The sequence below is a fragment of the Ruminococcus sp. RTP21204st1_B2_RTP21204_210225 genome, from assembly GCF_040914135.1.
GTDB lineage: Bacteria > Bacillota > Clostridia > Oscillospirales > Ruminococcaceae > Hominimerdicola > Hominimerdicola aceti.
The window spans coordinates 57,081-71,863 of the sequence record NZ_JBCPGA010000014.1 but is presented as its reverse complement, the minus strand read 5'-3'; the positions used below and the strand labels follow the sequence as shown (position 1 = coordinate 71,863).

Sequence of the window (14,783 nt, the reverse complement as noted above, 5' to 3'; positions counted from 1 at the left end):
TCTTTGACATAAAATAACCCCCTTTAGAGTTACACCATTTTATTATTTCATGTGTCTACTCTAAGGGGATTATATCAAACATTGACACCGTTTTCTTCACACCATTTATGCACTGTAAGTCCGCTGCTTTTCTGTGCCTGGATCTGGGCTGACCATTCGGTCAGGCGAAATTCGTTCTTTACCGTTGCGATCGTTGTTTTCATTATCTTTATCTCCACATCTAATTTGGTCTAAGCAGCTCTATAGACTTTTTGAGATTGGGTAATTTACTCTATGGAGTTGCTTGAAGTTTATTATACTTCTTTAGTCATCGGTGGGGTAGATGCGGAGAGTTTGACGGTTACATTCAAATTCACAACGTTAATGATAGATGATATTTTAGAAGATGTCCCCATGATTGATACAAATAGATATACTTGATGTAAAAATAGAAAATGTTTATTCGTCGTTTAGTGGGAAAGGAAATGTTATGAAATTAGAAAAACAAATTACAAATGAAGAGCTGCTTGAACTTACAAAAAAAGCATTTGAAAATAACGAGGTTGCTGAGTTCCTTTGCGGAGAGAAAGGATATGCTTGTCCTATAAGTCACTTTGTTCCAGCAAATGTACCAACGGATTTTAGTAGAATTATAGATTTTGGAATATACAAACTTTATGAGGAAACTAAAAATGAAAAAATTGTTGCCAAATTCGAAGAAGCCATATTGTATCTTCTTGATTGCGATCCAGTAAGGAATTGGATAGCGTTTATGGTATGTTGGAATCAAATTAGGAATGAAAAAAGACACGAAGCACCATTTAAATTCATTAATCAAGAGTTAATTGAGAAATTGAAGGAAACGCTATTAAAACACGAAAAGGAGCTTCGTGTTTGTAAGGAATGGCAAGGTTGGAATGAAGAAAATGGGCTTTGGCAGGAAATTACAAGAATTAATAACATTGCAACTAAAAATTATGGGGTGAGTATATTATGAATATAGACGAAATATTTAGTAAAGGTGCATCTTATTTAATATCTGAAAAAGGTTATGAAGACTATATTTCAGGCAAAGATGTTACATTGGGACGTCCTGTTGGAGATGATACTGTTGTTTGGGTTGCACCAAGTGCCGAAATTGATGAAGCTATAATTAAAACCAAATCCGGATGTTAACCCTAATATAGGAGAAATTGGCAACACAAATTCAATAAATGGAATCCCAACCAAACAATTAAAAAATCTATATAATTCATTAGGAAGAGATTCTGAGTGCTTACGTTTCATTCATTGTATTTACTATACAAGCGCAGCAAGAGTTTTCATAATGGTTCTCTTTAAAATACCCTTAAATACTTTTATTATTGTGAGGTTTAGATTATGGCATTTGTTAATGAAAAGCTGACTCCAACGCAAAGAGAGGAACTGGCTAAGAAAAAGATTAAGAACCCATACGGGAGCTTTAGGGACACGACAGAAGGTATCATGCCCCTGTACTTAACTATTGACAAAAATTCTGAAACATGGTTAGCACATTGCTATAACCATCATGACACGAATAATGATATAGAGGAATTTATCTTTATGTATAAATCAAATCTGATACCTGTTCAAGCAATAAAGAGTATTCATGAACAACAAGTTTGTTGGAAAATAACACGTATTGATTTCCCGAAAGGATTGCTAAACGATAAAGAACACCTTCAAATTTTGTTAACTGACGCGTTCAAAGCTTACAACATATCCGGATGGCCTGGCGAAGAAAGTGGACAGACTAAGGTAATATATGGCTATGAGTAAGGAGGTGTATTGTAATGTTGACGTTATTGGAAGCATTAGATGAGCTTAATTCAAAATCAGAAAGTGAACTTACGCTTGATTATCTTGAAGAACTTGCTAAAAAAGTATCTATCGAACCTGTACCTCATTTAACGATTAAAGGCTCTGAGCTGACCTAAAATTGGTCTTATCAGAGCCTTTTTTTACATTATGCTTTTTAACGAAATGTCATTTTAGGTTGTGCATTTATTCTGGCAGAAGGACGCAGGCACAGAAACCGGGTTCGGGCTGATAGCAATATATGGTGAGGTCTTTCCCAATCTCAGGGCTAAAATCCTTCAGCGTGTGCTTTGTGCCGTTGAGTGCTACATCTGCGTAAGATACCAGCCATTTTCGATCTCCGTTGCGAAATACTTCATAAAAAGACCGATTCAGCATTTCTTCCACGGGCACACCCTCAACTACCGCCATCTCCTTGTTGCAGTAGCGGAAAATAAAGTCAACACCGTGACCATCTTCATCGAATACAAGTTCGATAACGCAGTAAGCCAGAGGCATTTCGTCCATAATACTGCACTTTTCGTAGAAACCCAACGGCGGGTCGAATTCCTCCTTAGGCGACGGAACGTCTAGCCCAAGCTCCTTACGCAGCCGATGTGGATGGGCTGAATGGCAGCTTTGACAAGACCGAGTTTGATCTTGCTTCTGCAGAGAATACAACAATTGAAAACGCACCAACAGACACAACTGCTTTTGGCATTTCCGGAGGTGCGATCACAAAAGATCAGAAGATCGGAACTATTACAGTAAAGATCACCTCAGACACCTCAGACTCCTCAGACACCACTATGGTGAAAAATTTGGAGGATCTGCGCGGTGTATTTGAAAATGGTGGCAAGGCAAAGCTAAACAACGATCTTAACGGAGCATACTAGATGCTGACGCTTTCGTCAGGAAAAGATCGGGAGTTTGATCTGAACAGAAAGACGCTGAGCGTCGAATCTATTTCACTCTCAAATGATGGCAACGAAACGCTGACGCTGAGCAACGGTACTATCGGTTGTTATGTGCAGATGAATGGAAGAGCTGAACAACATCTGATCGTTGACAATTGTACTCTGAATGGGTTGGGCGACAATAATAATTACTCAGATGTGACCTTGAGAGATTGTGTCATCACGAAAGATTGCTTTACCAGCTATGGCGGCATTTGGAAATTCGAGGGAGTCAATAATATTACCGGAACAATGAAAGTTAAAAAAGATGTCACCATTCCCGGCGACTTTACGTTAGGGACGCTTAAAGTTCCTATGGTTACTACCGGTACGCCGACCTTAAAACTGTCGGGTAATATTCGGATAGGCAAATTCTCCTTTGATAGTGTTTATAGAGAAGAGGCAAAGATCATCTGCGGCGTGGGTACATATAACTTTAAGCCGGATGAATATGAAACAGGCAGATATGGCGGTATTCAACTAGCAGAAGGATGCACCGTCAGCGGACCTGATGAAAACGGCATTTACACCGTTACAGCGGAATAAGGAGGGCAGAAAAAATGAAAAAAGTTATTATATCCATACTGTCGCTGGCAATGACAGTCTCTATGGCGGTCCCTGCCTTTGCGGACACCACTGCCGACGTGCAGGGCAAATATAAGGCAGGTGCGGAATCTCCTGTAACTATATCCGCCGACATTACTTGGGAAGATATGACCTTCGATTACACCGAGGGCGAAAAGACTTGGAACACTGAAACACATCAGGTCGATCAGGCAGACGGCAAATGGACCAGCGATACAAAGGCTATCACAGTTACAAATCACTCTAATGTGGGCATTATGGCGAAGTTTAATTTTGCTCCCGAGGGTGATATTGAGGGCAGTTTCACTAAAGACGGCACCTCAACTGACAAACTTGAGCTTGACACTATAAAGAATTTGGATGAAGGCTCAGCCGCTCCATCTGACACGATGAACTTCGGTATTACTGGTGGTGCTATCAGTGAAAATTGCAAGCTGGGAACTATCACGGTGTATATCGCTCCTAATGACGGCAGGCAATTATATCTTCACGGAAACTGAACTTACTGAAGCCGCTGTAAAAAACGCACAATGAAAAAAGACTGCTTTCTACCCCGAAAAAAGGGTAGAAAGCAGTCTTCTTTTGTGGTATAATACTATGCACTGTTTTGTATGTGTCAAGTTTTATTATACAGGATCAACTTTATTTTTCGCCAATAAGTTTACGCTGCTTTATATGCTTTCTACCAGAATTGGCAAAAAAAATTAGGCAGCCGTTACCGACTACCTAAAGAACTTATCCTATTCTGCAATGACCTTGTATATCATAAATGCCCATAGTGCAAGAGAAATTATCATCACCATATAAAAATACCAGTGTTTTGTTTTGTGACGGAAAAATTCCATGCCCAGAAATCCTCCTGCAAAGCCGCCAAGCAGGCTCAGACCAAGGAGCGTTTTCTCAGGTATCCGCCATTTGTGTGCTCTTGCCTTGTGCTTATCTGCACCAAAAAGTATGAACGTCAAAAGGCTCATTGCGGAAAGATATATTATAATGTATTTCAGCATATCTTTGTCCTCATATAAACAAAGGGCGGAAAAGCTCCGCCCTTGTATTTGTTTTTTTACTTGAAGTAAGCTACGCCGCTTTCAAATATCTTCTGATCCTTTTCACCAGGAACGTTCTTTGATACGCAGCAGCCCTTACGCTCTGAGTGACCCATTTTACCAAGAACACGTCCGTCAGGTGAGGTGATACCCTCGATAGCCTGGAATGATGTGTTAGGGTTGCAATGAATGTCAAATGTAGGTTCTCCGTCAAAGTCAACATACTGTGTAGCGATCTGTCCGTTTGCAGCAAGCTGTGCGATTTCCTCTGCTGTTGCAACGAAACGTCCCTCACCGTGTGAGATAGCCACGCTGTGGATATCGCCTACCTCACAGCCAGCAAGCCATGGTGACTTGTTGGAAGCGATCCTTGTGTTTACCATTTTAGACTGGTGTCTTGCAATGGTGTTGAATGTCAGTGTAGGGGAGTCGTCTCTCATATCTCTTATCTCACCATATGGTACAAGACCAAGCTTGATAAGTGCCTGGAAGCCGTTGCAGATACCAAGCATAAGACCGTCACGATTTTTCAGCAGGTCATGGATAGCGTCTGTAAGCCTTGGGTTTCTCAGGAATGATACGATGAACTTGCCTGAGCCGTCAGGCTCGTCGCCACCGCTGAATCCGCCTGGGAGCATTACTATCTGTGACTCTTTTATCTTCTTCTCGATTGCGTCAACAGACTCCTTGATAGCCTGTTCTGTGAGGTTTCTTACAACGAAGATGTCAGCCTCAGCGCCTGCCTTTTCAAAGGCTCTTGCTGTATCGTATTCGCAGTTTGTGCCAGGGAATACTGGGATAAGTACCTTTGGCTTTGCCACCTTGATAGCAGGTGCAACTCTCTTGTCTGCCTTGTAGCTGTACTTTTCAGGCTTTTCGGCAGGCTCTTTCACATGAACAGGATATACAGGCTCAAGCTTGCCCTCCCAAAGTGTCTGGAGCTTGTCAAGGCTTATTGTGTAGTTGTCTGACTTTATCTCGTAGCTTTCTGTTGTTTCACCGATAACTCTCTCGTCAGTGTCAACGCCCTCAGCAAGCTCGATAACAAATGCGCCATAGCAAGCTCTGTAAAGCTCTTCTGCTGTGAGCTTGTCTGTGAACTTAAAGCCTATTTTGTTACCAAATGCCATTTTTGCAACAGCCTCAGATACACCGCCGTAGGATACAGCCCAGCATGAAAGCACCTTGCCCTCAGCGATAAGCTTTTCTACCTTTTCAAACACTGCCTTAAGTGAATCGAAGTTCACAAGCTTGTTGTCGTCATATTCAGGCTTGATAAGGATCACCTTAGAGCCGGCCTTCTTGAATTCCTGTGAAACTACCTTGTCTGCATCTGTTACTGAAACAGCGAATGAAACAAGTGTAGGTGGAACGTCTATTTCCTCGAATGTACCTGACATTGAGTCCTTACCGCCGATAGAACCGCATCCCAGCTCTATCTGTGCCTTGTATGCACCAAGGAGAGCAGACATAGGCTTGCCCCAACGCTCAGGATCGTTCTGAGTTCTCTCGAAATACTCCTGGAATGTGAGCCAGCACTTCTCATATGTACCGCCGGTTGCAATTACCTTTGCGATAGACTCAACTACAGCGCTCATTGCGCCGTGGTATGGGCTTACAGATGAAAGATATGGGTCATAGCCCCAGCCCATAATGGACGTTGTCTTTGTATTGCCGTGAAGAACAGGGAGCTTTGCAGCCATTGCCTGTGTAGGTGTGTTCTGATATTTACCGCCAAATGGCATAAGAACTGTGTTTGCACCGATTGTTGAGTCAAATCTCTCAATAAGGCCCTTCTGTGAGCAGATGTTGAGGTTTGATATCATAGACTCCCAGCGGTCAGCAGTGTCAGCGTCGTTGCTCTCTGCTACGAAAACAGGAGCAGGGATAGAAATATCTGTGTGCTTTTCAGCTCCGTTTGAGTTAAGAAACTCTCTTGTAAGGTCAACGATAGTGTTGCCGCACCAGTTCATTTTAAGTCTTGGCTCAGCAGTTACTCTTGCCACCATTGTTGCTTCAAGGTTTTCCTTTGCAGCCTCAGCCATGAACTTTTCAAGGTCGCTCTTTGCGATAACAACAGCCATTCTCTCCTGTGACTCAGAGATAGCAAGCTCAGTGCCGTCAAGACCGTCATACTTCTTTGTAACAGCGTCAAGGTTGATAGAAAGTCCGTCAGCAAGCTCGCCGATAGCAACGGAAACTCCGCCTGCACCGAAGTCGTTACAACGCTTTATCATTGAAGTAACTTCAGGGTTTCTGAACAAACGCTGAAGCTTTCTTTCCTCAGGTGCGTTACCCTTCTGTACCTCAGCTCCGCAGTTTTCAAGTGAGTGGAGGTTGTGTGATTTTGAAGAGCCTGTTGCTCCACCGCAGCCGTCACGTCCTGTTCTTCCGCCAAGGAGGATAACGATATCCTCAGGCTCAGGTCTTTCACGTCTTACGTTCTCAGCAGGAGCAGCACCTACTACAGCACCTATCTCCATTCTCTTCGCAACATAGCCCGGGTGATATATCTCGTGAACGTGACCGGTAGCAAGACCTATCTGGTTGCCGTATGAAGAATAACCATTTGCCGCACCTACAACTATCTTTCTCTGTGGAAGCTTACCTGTGATAGTGTCCTCAACAGGAACCAGCGGATTGCCTGCGCCTGTTACTCTCATTGCCTGATATACATATGAACGTCCTGACAGAGGGTCTCTGATAGCGCCACCAAGACAAGTTGCCGCACCGCCGAAAGGCTCGATCTCTGTAGGGTGGTTGTGTGTTTCGTTTTTGAACATGAGCAGCCAGTCCTCAGGATTGCCGTCAACGTCAACAGTTATCTTAACAGAGCAAGCGTTTATCTCCTCACTTTCGTCAAGGTCTTTGAGTAGACCAGCCTTTTTAAGCTGCTTTGCGCCGATACAAGCAAGATCCATAAGTGTAACAGGCTTGTCAGTTCTGCCTGCATAAAGGTCTTTTCTTGTGTTGATATAGTCTGCAAAGGTAGCAGCTATGTAGTCTGAGTCGATAGAAACGTTATCGACGATAGTGGAGAATGTAGTATGACGGCAGTGGTCAGACCAATATGTGTCTATCATTCTTATCTCAGTGATAGTAGGATTTCTCTTTTCAACGTTCTTGAAATAATCCTGACAGAACTTGATATCGTCAAAGTCCATTGCAAGACCCAAGTCTGTGAGCATGAATCTCAGGTCATCGTCTGTTGAATAGATAAAGCCCTCAACAGTCTTAACTGTGGTAGGGATAGTATACTTGATATCGAGTGTATCGAAGCAATCAAGGGAAGCTTCTCTTGACTCAACAGGGTTTATCATATAGTGCTTGATCTGGTCAAGCTCTGCTTCTGTGAGTTTGCCAGAAACGATATAAATTCTCGCTGACTTGATAGTAGGTCTTTTTCCTCCAGTGAGAAGTGAGATACACTGTGCGCAGGAATCAGCTCTCTGATCGAACTGACCCGGCAGATACTCAACTGCAAAAACAAACTCGTCAGCTTTTACAGCAGGCAGGTGATCGTAAGTAACGTCAACAGCAGGCTCAGAGAAAACGACTGGTGCTGCAAGGTCGAAATCCTCTCTTGAAAGACCCTCTGCGTCATAGCGGTTTATAACTCTCAGACCTGTAAGGTTTTCAAGTCCCAGAGCTGACTTTATTCCGCCGATAAGTGAATTTGCTTCAACTGCAAATTCAGGCTTTTTTTCTACATAAATACGGTAAACAGACATGGCTACATCTCCTTATAATAGTTACTTCTATTATACTACATTTTTCGCATATTTGTCAATAAAATTCTTATTATTCGGCAGGGCATATAATTATGTGTGAATAAGCATTGGCTCACTTGTTGATTTTTTTAGTTTATAAAAGCAGAAATACCGCACCATTACAGTGCGGTATCCCTAAAATATTAATCTGCAAACGGATTTTCTGTTGGATAAAGCATACCCTTTGGCTGATTGAAGCCTATGTCTGTTATACCAAGATATGTCATAACGCTGTGGAGTGCCTTTCCATAGTGACCAAAAGCAACAGCACCGTGGTGAGGATAGTTCTTCTGAACGAGAACATGGCGATAAAATCTGCCCATTTCGTTGATAGCGAAAATACCGATAGAGCCAAATGAACGTGTTGCAACAGGAAGAACTTCGCCCTCTGCAATATATCCTTTGAGCTGTGCGTCAGCCGTTGACTGGAAGCGGAAGAATGTTATATTTCCGTCAACGATATCGCCCTCAAGAGTACCTCTTGAAATATTAGGCTCGCTGTCTGGCTCAAGATTTCTCTTCATGATACGCTGGAACTTCATCTCAGGCTCTTTTACAAGGCATGAGGCTGTGTTTCCACAGTGGAAGCCCATGAATGTATCCTTATGTGTGTAAGGGAACTTTCCTGCGATATCATCATTGTATATGTCCGCAGGAACAGTGTTGTTGATGTCAAGGAGTGTAACAGGCTTCTGTGATACACAAACGCCTATGTATTCGCTGACAGCACCGTAGATATCTACTTCGCAGGCAACAGGAATGCCTATCTTTGTAAGTCTTGAATTAACATAGCAAGGAACGAAGCCAAACTGCGTCTGGAATGCAGGCCAGCACTTGTTTGCAAATACAACATATTTTCTTGAGCCTTTGTGAGCTTCTGCCCAGTCAAGAAGAGTAAGCTCATACTGCGCAAGTCTTGGAAGTATGCCTGCCATTTTATTGCCCTTGCCAAGCTCTGCTTCCATGTCAGCCACAACAGCAGATATTCTCTCGTCGCCGGCATGGGCGTTGAATGACTCGAAAAGGTCAAGTTCTGAGTTTTCTTCTATCTCGATACCCATGTTGTAGAGCTGTCTGATAGGTGCGTTGCAGGCAAGAAAGTCCTGTGGACGTGGTCCGAATGAGATTATCTTCAGATCCTTAAGACCGAGGATAGCCCTTGCAACTGGAACGAACTCGCTTATCATCTTTGCACACTCGTCAGGTGTACCAACAGGGTACTCAGGGATATAAGCCTTGATGTTTCTCAGTGCAAGGTTATAGCTTGCGTTGAGCATTCCGCAGTAAGCGTCGCCTCTGTTGTCGATAAGTGCACCACCGCATGGTTCTTCAGCAGCCGCAACGAACATAACAGGACCGCCAAACTTCTTTGCTAGAAGTGTTTCTGAGGACTCAGGTCCGAAGTTTCCAAGATATACAACAAGTGCGTTACAGCCTGCTGTGTTTACCTCGTCAAGGGCTTTGAGCATATCATTCTCGTTCTCCACAACTGTAGGACATTCGTAGATATCTCCGTAAGCCTTTTTGTACTCCTGACAGACCTTGATACGTCTTGATTCTGAAAGCGACATAGGGAAGCAATCTCTTGAAACTGCAACGATGCCAAGTTTTACTTCTGGTATATTTTTCATGTTTTAACCTCCGATTTTCATTTATTTATGACTTTATTCTAGCATACCTTTGTGCTGTTTTCAATAGCTTTTTGTGCAAATTTTCGTGAAATTTAGTTAGCTGCCCAGCATGAAAAAGTGCGTTAGCCCAAGCCACTCTCTCACCCAATATGTGAACAGGTATCGTGGCTCGGTGTAGGCTGAATAAGCGGTGACATTCTCCACGCCCTGAGCCTTTGCTATAAGGCTTGCACGGTATTGATGAAAGCCGTCTGTGACGATAGTCATATCATGGCTCATGCCGAGTTCATCGAGTATCTTGAGAGAGTTTTGGATATTTTCGTAAGTTGAAGTGGACTTGTCCTCCATTATTATCCTGTCGCTGTCCATGCCTTTTTCAAGCAGATAGTTTTTCATTGCCAAGGCTTCGCTTATTTTTTCATCATCACCCTTGCCACCTGAAACTATACAAAGCGTATCGGGATTGTCGTTCATAGCCGTAATTGCAGCGTCAAGTCGTCTGCGTAACATTCGTGAGGGACGTTCGCCTTTTACCTGACAGCCAAGCACAACTATAACATTGGCTTTTTCAGGGCGGTTTTCCTGTGCTTTGTACATAAGTATGGAAAGAATGCTCACATATATTATCCCAGCAAGTATCAATGTGCTTACAAAGATAAGCCCGAATTTACCTGCGCCATGTCCCCATATTTTTGATATAATACCGCAGAATTTTGTCCAGTTTGCCGTTATGAGCATTAGCATCACCGAAACGATGATGCCAAGCAGGTTGCCAGAGCATATAACAGGTAACGGAACAAGAAACAGAAACAACAGCAAAGTTTCCAGTGCAAGCAATATTATTTTTACGCTCATTAGTTATCTCCTTGTCTTTTTTGTACTATTATAACATATAGCTCTTGTGATTACAAGGGCAAAAGAGAAAAGCGCTCCGCAGCAGCAGAACGCTTTTATAAGGAATGATCTAAGTTGAGATCAGATCACCGAATTTTTCGAGAAAATCACGCTTGTCGTCATATTTAGCTACCAGCGATACAGTTTTCTTTGTGCCAAGACCGAAAATACCCATAAGTGATTTTGGGTTGAGTATTTTTGTTCCTGACTGCACCACCAGATCGTATTTGCAGCTTAAAGCCGCTTCATGCAAAGTCTTGATGTCATTAAGATCGTTTATCCTGATATAAGCTTTGATCATGTTCGTGATTATGCCCTTTGGCATATCCTCCTTTCGCAATAATAACCTCTGAAAAACTAAAAAGAACCGAAAATTTCTGAGATTTTCGTTTCTTTTTACATTGGCAACAGCAGTTCTATACTTATATGTCACATATCTTAATCCATATATAATTATATGCCAATGTGAACAAATAGTAAACAGATATTGTGTAAAATATTATATACGAAGATATTAATATGAATTTTAATTATTTCATGTTAATTTATTATATAAAATTTGGATAATTAATCATATTAAAACGTTTTAGTTAATGTGGAACTTATATAAAAGCTATAACAAATCAGCTAAAAGTTTTCTTATTACGAAAATCTCAAACGTTTTATATGCGTTTTGAATGAAAATACAACAAAAGTAGAAAGTGTATATTCGTAAATATATTAAACTATATGATGATATTTTGCAAAAATACGAAATCGTTTAAATTTTGCAATAAAAAAAGCACTGAGCTTTTAAAACTCAGTGCTTTCGTGATATCAAAGTTTAGTCAACAATAAATTCTTTGATTTCGTCAAGGAATTTAGTAGCGTCGTCTGTGTGTGCTACGAGCTGGATAGGATTTGAAAGGTCAAGGCTGAAAATACCCATAATTGACTTAGCGTCAACTGCATATCTTCCTGACGCAAGATCCACATCAAAGTCGTACATAGAAACTACGCTTACAAACTTCTTTACCGCTGCAATGGAATCGAGCATGATTTTTACCTTTGTCATAAATATTCCTCCTTCAGAATGATCGGTATATCCGATCTTGATTCCCACATAAATTCTGTAGATCTTTTCTCTACAATTTATATTATAAACGATTTTTCTGATTTGTCAATGGATATTTGCAAAAAAATTTAAAATATGGTACAATAGTCAAGAGTGATAAAAATCAAAGTTTAGATTTATGCAATATGCACATATATAATTGCAATTTATTGTGCATTATAAACATTTGGCTATTGAAAGGAAATCAAATATGAAAGCCTTTTTCTATACATTCGGCTGCAAGGTAAACCAATATGAAACAGAAAATATAAAGGAAGCAATGCTGTCCGAGGGGTATGAGGTCACTGAGGATTATGCTGATGCAGAGGTCTGTGTTGTAAATACCTGCACTGTTACCGCTCAGTCGGACTCAAAATGCCGACAGCTTATCCATAAGATAAAAAAAGCCAATCCTGAGTGTCTGATAGTTTTGGCAGGCTGTTTTCCGCAGGCTTTTGAAAAGGAAGCTTCTGCTCTTGACGAGTGTGGTATCATAATTGGCACAGGTGCAAAAAAGGAGATACCTGCCCTTATAAAAAGGTATATCACAAGTGGCGAGCGTATTATCAGGATAGTTCCTCGTGAGAGGGGAGAGGCTTTTGAGAAAATGACAAACTCAGGTGCTGACCAAAAAACTCGTGCGTATATCAAAATTCAAGACGGCTGTGATCAGTATTGCACCTACTGTATTATCCCCACTGCGAGAGGACACATCTGCTCAAAACCTTTGGAGGATATCGCTCCTGAAGTTCAGCAGCTCGTTGACTCAGGTCATAAGGAGATAATCCTCACGGGCATAAATCTTTGCTGTTACGGCAGAGACTTCAAAAACGGCACACGGCTCATTGACGCTGTTGAAGCCGCTTGCGGCTGTGATGGCGATTACAGAGTGCGTATCGGCTCTGTTGAGCCTGAGCTTATTTCAGATGAAGATATTCTGCGAATGTCAAAGCTTGAAAAGCTCTGTCCGCATTTTCATCTTTCCCTGCAAAGTGGCTGTGACGAAACTTTGAAGCGCATGAATCGCCATTATGATACGGTGGAGTATGCTGAGCTTTGCGAGAAGCTTCGCAGGCATTTTCCAAACTGCGCTATAACCACCGACATAATGGTGGGCTTTCCCCAGGAAACTGACGAGGAATTTGAAAAGTCGCTGGCATTTGCAAAGAAGATATCTTTTGCAGAAACGCATATTTTCCCGTATTCACGCAGACCTACCACTGTTGCCGACAAAATGAAAGGTCAGCTCGACCGCAAGACCAAGCACAGTCGTGCGGCTCAAATGGCAGATGTATGTAACGAAACAAAGGCTTTGTATCTCAAAAGCCTTGTTGGCACAGTGCAAGAGGTTTTATTTGAAAAGGAAACAAGCCCTCAGTGGCATCAGGGTCATGCACCAAATTATGTTACTGTGAAAATTCCAAGGGACAGCGAGGACGTTTCTTTGCGCCGACAGCTTTTAAAGATAGAGATAACCTCGTCAGATGGCGAGTTTTGTTACGGAAAACTTATATGAGTACAAAAAAGAGGACCGCAAATGCGATCCTCTTTCGTTATATCAGATTTTTCTGCGCTCAGCCAAGCTTTGCAAGAATTATCTCTTTCATTTTTCCAGGGTTAGCCTTGCCCTTTGAAGCCTTCATGCACTGACCTACCAGATAGCCCAGAGCATTTGTCTTTCCGCCCTTGTAGTCATTTACAGACTTTTCGTTTGCGGCAAGAACTTCGTCAGCGATCTTTTCAAGTGCGCTGTCATCAGAAACCTGTGCAAGACCCTGCTCCTTGATAATGTCGCTTACCTTTTTGTCCTCTTCAAGAAGAACTGCAAAAACTTTCTTTCCGCCAGCGTTGGAAATGGTCTTTGCCTCGATAGCAGCGACGAGGTCAGTAAGATTGTCAGCAGTGAGCTTTGTATCTTCGAGAGTCTTGCCTGTTGCGTTCATGTACTTAACAAGGTCGCCAAGTATCCATGTTGTATAGCACTTTGCTGGGAACTTGTCCTTTGCCATGCAATCGTCAAAAAGCTTTGCAAGGGAAACAGACTCTGCTATAAACGTTGCGTCCTTTATGTTCAGACCGAACTTCTTTACATATCTGAGTATCTTTACGTTTGGAAGTTCTGGGATACTCTTTTTAAGCTCGTCAACACGCTCCTGCTCAACAACGATAGTGAGCAGGTCCGGCTCAGGGAAGTAACGATAATCCTGTGCGTCCTCTTTTGAACGCATTGGAATGCTCATTCCCTTTTCGTCGTCCCAACGGCGTGTTTCCTGCTCGACCTTTCCGCCTGCTTCAAGAACAGCTATCTGTCTTTCTACCTCGTAGTCGATACCTCTTACAGCGGCAGAGAAGCTGTTTACGTTCTTCATCTCAGAACGTGTGCCGAATGGCTCGCCAGGCTTGTGAACAGATACGTTTACATCACATCTGATAGAGCCCTCCTGCATCTTACAGTCGCATATGCCAAGATACTGTAGGATAGATTTCAGTGTTTCAAGATAAACCTTTGCTTCCTGTGAGGAACGCATATCAGGCTCAGAAACTATCTCGATAAGCGGAACACCGCAGCGGTTAAGGTCAACAAGTGATACACCATGGAACTTGTCAGAGTGGAGCAGCTTACCTGCGTCCTCCTCGATGTGTATTCTTGTGATACCTATTCTTCTTTCCTCGCCGTCAACAAGGATATCAACATAACCCTTGCCGCAGAGAGGAACTTCTGCCTGTGATATCTGATAAGCCTTTGGCAGGTCAGGGTAGAAATAGTTCTTTCTGTCCTGTTTGCAGACACGGTTTATCTCGCAGTTGAGTGCGTGACCCATTCTTATTGCATAATCAACTACCTTTTCGTTAAGAGTAGGCAGTGTGCCAGGCATACCCATGCAGATAGGGCAAACCTGTGAATTGACTTCAAGACCGAACTGGTTCTTGCAGTCGCAGTATATTTTAGACTCGGTATTAAGCTCAGCATGAGTTTCAAGACCGATTACAACTTCGTAGCCTTTTACCAT

18 protein-coding genes are annotated in these 14,783 nt (G+C 42.3%); 9 read left to right on the top strand and 9 right to left on the bottom strand.

Translation table 11 applies throughout. The features are described 5' to 3' along the window. Positions 1-74: 74 nt before the first annotated feature. Entirely contained in the window at positions 75-203 is a 129-nt protein-coding gene (locus AB5123_RS07280; protein WP_368364648.1) for a hypothetical protein, read from the bottom strand. Positions 204-273: 70 nt separating this feature from the next. Between AB5123_RS07280 and AB5123_RS07275 the strand changes: the two genes are divergently transcribed. From AB5123_RS07275 to AB5123_RS07255, 5 genes are all read left to right on the top strand, one after another. Next, positions 274-420, top strand: a complete 147-nt coding sequence (locus AB5123_RS07275; RefSeq protein WP_368364647.1) for a hypothetical protein — start codon at positions 274-276, stop codon at positions 418-420. Between the two features lie 49 nt (positions 421-469). After that, positions 470-976, top strand: coding sequence for a hypothetical protein (locus tag AB5123_RS07270; RefSeq protein ID WP_368364646.1), 507 nt, complete (start codon positions 470-472; stop codon positions 974-976). Next, the gene (locus AB5123_RS07265) at positions 973-1,155 is read left to right on the top strand and encodes a hypothetical protein (protein WP_288736351.1); all 183 of its coding nucleotides are present in this window, start codon (positions 973-975) and stop codon (positions 1,153-1,155) included. Before AB5123_RS07270 ends, AB5123_RS07265 begins: the two co-directional genes overlap by 4 nt. A gap of 204 nt (positions 1,156-1,359) precedes the next feature. Further along, positions 1,360-1,779, top strand: a complete 420-nt coding sequence (locus AB5123_RS07260) for a hypothetical protein (protein ID WP_289148710.1) — start codon at positions 1,360-1,362, stop codon at positions 1,777-1,779. Positions 1,780-1,793: 14 nt separating this feature from the next. Next, complete coding sequence (locus AB5123_RS07255) at positions 1,794-1,937, top strand: hypothetical protein (RefSeq protein WP_181986114.1); 144 nt, start codon at positions 1,794-1,796, stop codon at positions 1,935-1,937. 67 nt (positions 1,938-2,004) lie between these two features. Here AB5123_RS07255 and AB5123_RS07250 read toward each other — a convergent pair whose 3' ends face one another. Beyond that, entirely contained in the window at positions 2,005-2,352 is a 348-nt protein-coding gene (locus tag AB5123_RS07250) for a hypothetical protein (protein WP_118158262.1), read from the bottom strand. A 62-nt stretch (positions 2,353-2,414) separates the two neighbouring features. On the opposite strand from AB5123_RS07250, the gene AB5123_RS07245 reads away from it, so the two are divergent. Genes AB5123_RS07245 through AB5123_RS07235 form a run of 3 tightly spaced genes read left to right on the top strand, consistent with a single transcriptional unit; the run spans position 2,415 to position 3,838 of the window. Beyond that, positions 2,415-2,693: a hypothetical protein gene (locus AB5123_RS07245; RefSeq protein ID WP_117926875.1), complete on the top strand. Its 279-nt coding sequence runs from the start codon at positions 2,415-2,417 to the stop codon at positions 2,691-2,693. After that, a complete protein-coding gene (locus AB5123_RS07240) occupies positions 2,694-3,299 on the top strand; it encodes a hypothetical protein (protein WP_117926876.1) in 606 nt (201 codons plus the stop codon). A 14-nt stretch (positions 3,300-3,313) separates the two neighbouring features. Beyond that, positions 3,314-3,838: a hypothetical protein gene (locus AB5123_RS07235; protein WP_117924300.1), complete on the top strand. Its 525-nt coding sequence runs from the start codon at positions 3,314-3,316 to the stop codon at positions 3,836-3,838. A gap of 240 nt (positions 3,839-4,078) precedes the next feature. On the opposite strand, the gene AB5123_RS07230 is transcribed toward AB5123_RS07235, so the two are convergent. From AB5123_RS07230 to AB5123_RS07205, 6 genes are all read right to left on the bottom strand, one after another. Next, a complete protein-coding gene (locus AB5123_RS07230; RefSeq protein ID WP_325206468.1) occupies positions 4,079-4,345 on the bottom strand; it encodes a DUF1294 domain-containing protein in 267 nt (88 codons plus the stop codon). A gap of 56 nt (positions 4,346-4,401) precedes the next feature. Next, entirely contained in the window at positions 4,402-8,115 is a 3,714-nt protein-coding gene (locus AB5123_RS07225) for a phosphoribosylformylglycinamidine synthase (protein ID WP_368364645.1), read from the bottom strand. Positions 8,116-8,297: 182 nt separating this feature from the next. Further along, on the bottom strand, positions 8,298-9,785 hold the full coding sequence (locus AB5123_RS07220) for an L-fucose/L-arabinose isomerase family protein (RefSeq protein WP_368364644.1): 1,488 nt from the start codon (positions 9,783-9,785) through the stop codon (positions 8,298-8,300). Between the two features lie 96 nt (positions 9,786-9,881). Further along, positions 9,882-10,640 carry a YdcF family protein gene (locus tag AB5123_RS07215; RefSeq protein WP_337811918.1) on the bottom strand — a complete coding sequence of 253 codons (759 nt, stop codon included), beginning with the start codon at positions 10,638-10,640 and terminating at the stop codon, positions 9,882-9,884. Between the two features lie 109 nt (positions 10,641-10,749). Next, positions 10,750-11,019: an HPr family phosphocarrier protein gene (locus tag AB5123_RS07210; protein WP_046440140.1), complete on the bottom strand. Its 270-nt coding sequence runs from the start codon at positions 11,017-11,019 to the stop codon at positions 10,750-10,752. Between the two features lie 483 nt (positions 11,020-11,502). Beyond that, the gene (locus AB5123_RS07205; protein ID WP_022287796.1) at positions 11,503-11,733 is read right to left on the bottom strand and encodes an HPr family phosphocarrier protein; all 231 of its coding nucleotides are present in this window, start codon (positions 11,731-11,733) and stop codon (positions 11,503-11,505) included. A 250-nt stretch (positions 11,734-11,983) separates the two neighbouring features. Here AB5123_RS07205 and mtaB point away from each other — a divergent pair, with 250 nt between their 5' ends. Continuing rightward, positions 11,984-13,288, top strand: a complete 1,305-nt coding sequence (mtaB, locus tag AB5123_RS07200) for a tRNA (N(6)-L-threonylcarbamoyladenosine(37)-C(2))-methylthiotransferase MtaB (protein ID WP_337811917.1) — start codon at positions 11,984-11,986, stop codon at positions 13,286-13,288. Between the two features lie 58 nt (positions 13,289-13,346). Here mtaB and gatB read toward each other — a convergent pair whose 3' ends face one another. Next, a complete protein-coding gene (gatB, locus tag AB5123_RS07195; protein ID WP_337811916.1) occupies positions 13,347-14,783 on the bottom strand; it encodes an Asp-tRNA(Asn)/Glu-tRNA(Gln) amidotransferase subunit GatB in 1,437 nt (478 codons plus the stop codon).

What these genes read in the sequence shown, in the direction of transcription:
- AB5123_RS07255 (WP_181986114.1), top strand. Translation starts at nt 1,794, where the DNA reads ATGTTGACGTTATTGGAAGCATTAGATGAGCTTAATTCAAAATCAGAA.
- AB5123_RS07225 (WP_368364645.1), bottom strand. Translation starts at nt 8,115, where the DNA reads ATGTCTGTTTACCGTATTTATGTAGAAAAAAAGCCTGAATTTGCAGTT.
- AB5123_RS07275 (WP_368364647.1), top strand. Translation starts at nt 274, where the DNA reads ATGGAGTTGCTTGAAGTTTATTATACTTCTTTAGTCATCGGTGGGGTA.
- AB5123_RS07240 (WP_117926876.1), top strand. Translation starts at nt 2,694, where the DNA reads ATGCTGACGCTTTCGTCAGGAAAAGATCGGGAGTTTGATCTGAACAGA.
- AB5123_RS07280 (WP_368364648.1), bottom strand. Translation starts at nt 203, where the DNA reads ATGAAAACAACGATCGCAACGGTAAAGAACGAATTTCGCCTGACCGAA.
- AB5123_RS07205 (WP_022287796.1), bottom strand. Translation starts at nt 11,733, where the DNA reads ATGACAAAGGTAAAAATCATGCTCGATTCCATTGCAGCGGTAAAGAAG.
- AB5123_RS07220 (WP_368364644.1), bottom strand. Translation starts at nt 9,785, where the DNA reads ATGAAAAATATACCAGAAGTAAAACTTGGCATCGTTGCAGTTTCAAGA.
- AB5123_RS07265 (WP_288736351.1), top strand. Translation starts at nt 973, where the DNA reads ATGAATATAGACGAAATATTTAGTAAAGGTGCATCTTATTTAATATCT.
- mtaB (WP_337811917.1), top strand. Translation starts at nt 11,984, where the DNA reads ATGAAAGCCTTTTTCTATACATTCGGCTGCAAGGTAAACCAATATGAA.
- AB5123_RS07215 (WP_337811918.1), bottom strand. Translation starts at nt 10,640, where the DNA reads ATGAGCGTAAAAATAATATTGCTTGCACTGGAAACTTTGCTGTTGTTT.
- AB5123_RS07235 (WP_117924300.1), top strand. Translation starts at nt 3,314, where the DNA reads ATGAAAAAAGTTATTATATCCATACTGTCGCTGGCAATGACAGTCTCT.
- AB5123_RS07230 (WP_325206468.1), bottom strand. Translation starts at nt 4,345, where the DNA reads ATGCTGAAATACATTATAATATATCTTTCCGCAATGAGCCTTTTGACG.
- gatB (WP_337811916.1), bottom strand. Translation starts at nt 14,783, where the DNA reads ATGGTAAAAGGCTACGAAGTTGTAATCGGTCTTGAAACTCATGCTGAG.
- AB5123_RS07270 (WP_368364646.1), top strand. Translation starts at nt 470, where the DNA reads ATGAAATTAGAAAAACAAATTACAAATGAAGAGCTGCTTGAACTTACA.
- AB5123_RS07260 (WP_289148710.1), top strand. Translation starts at nt 1,360, where the DNA reads ATGGCATTTGTTAATGAAAAGCTGACTCCAACGCAAAGAGAGGAACTG.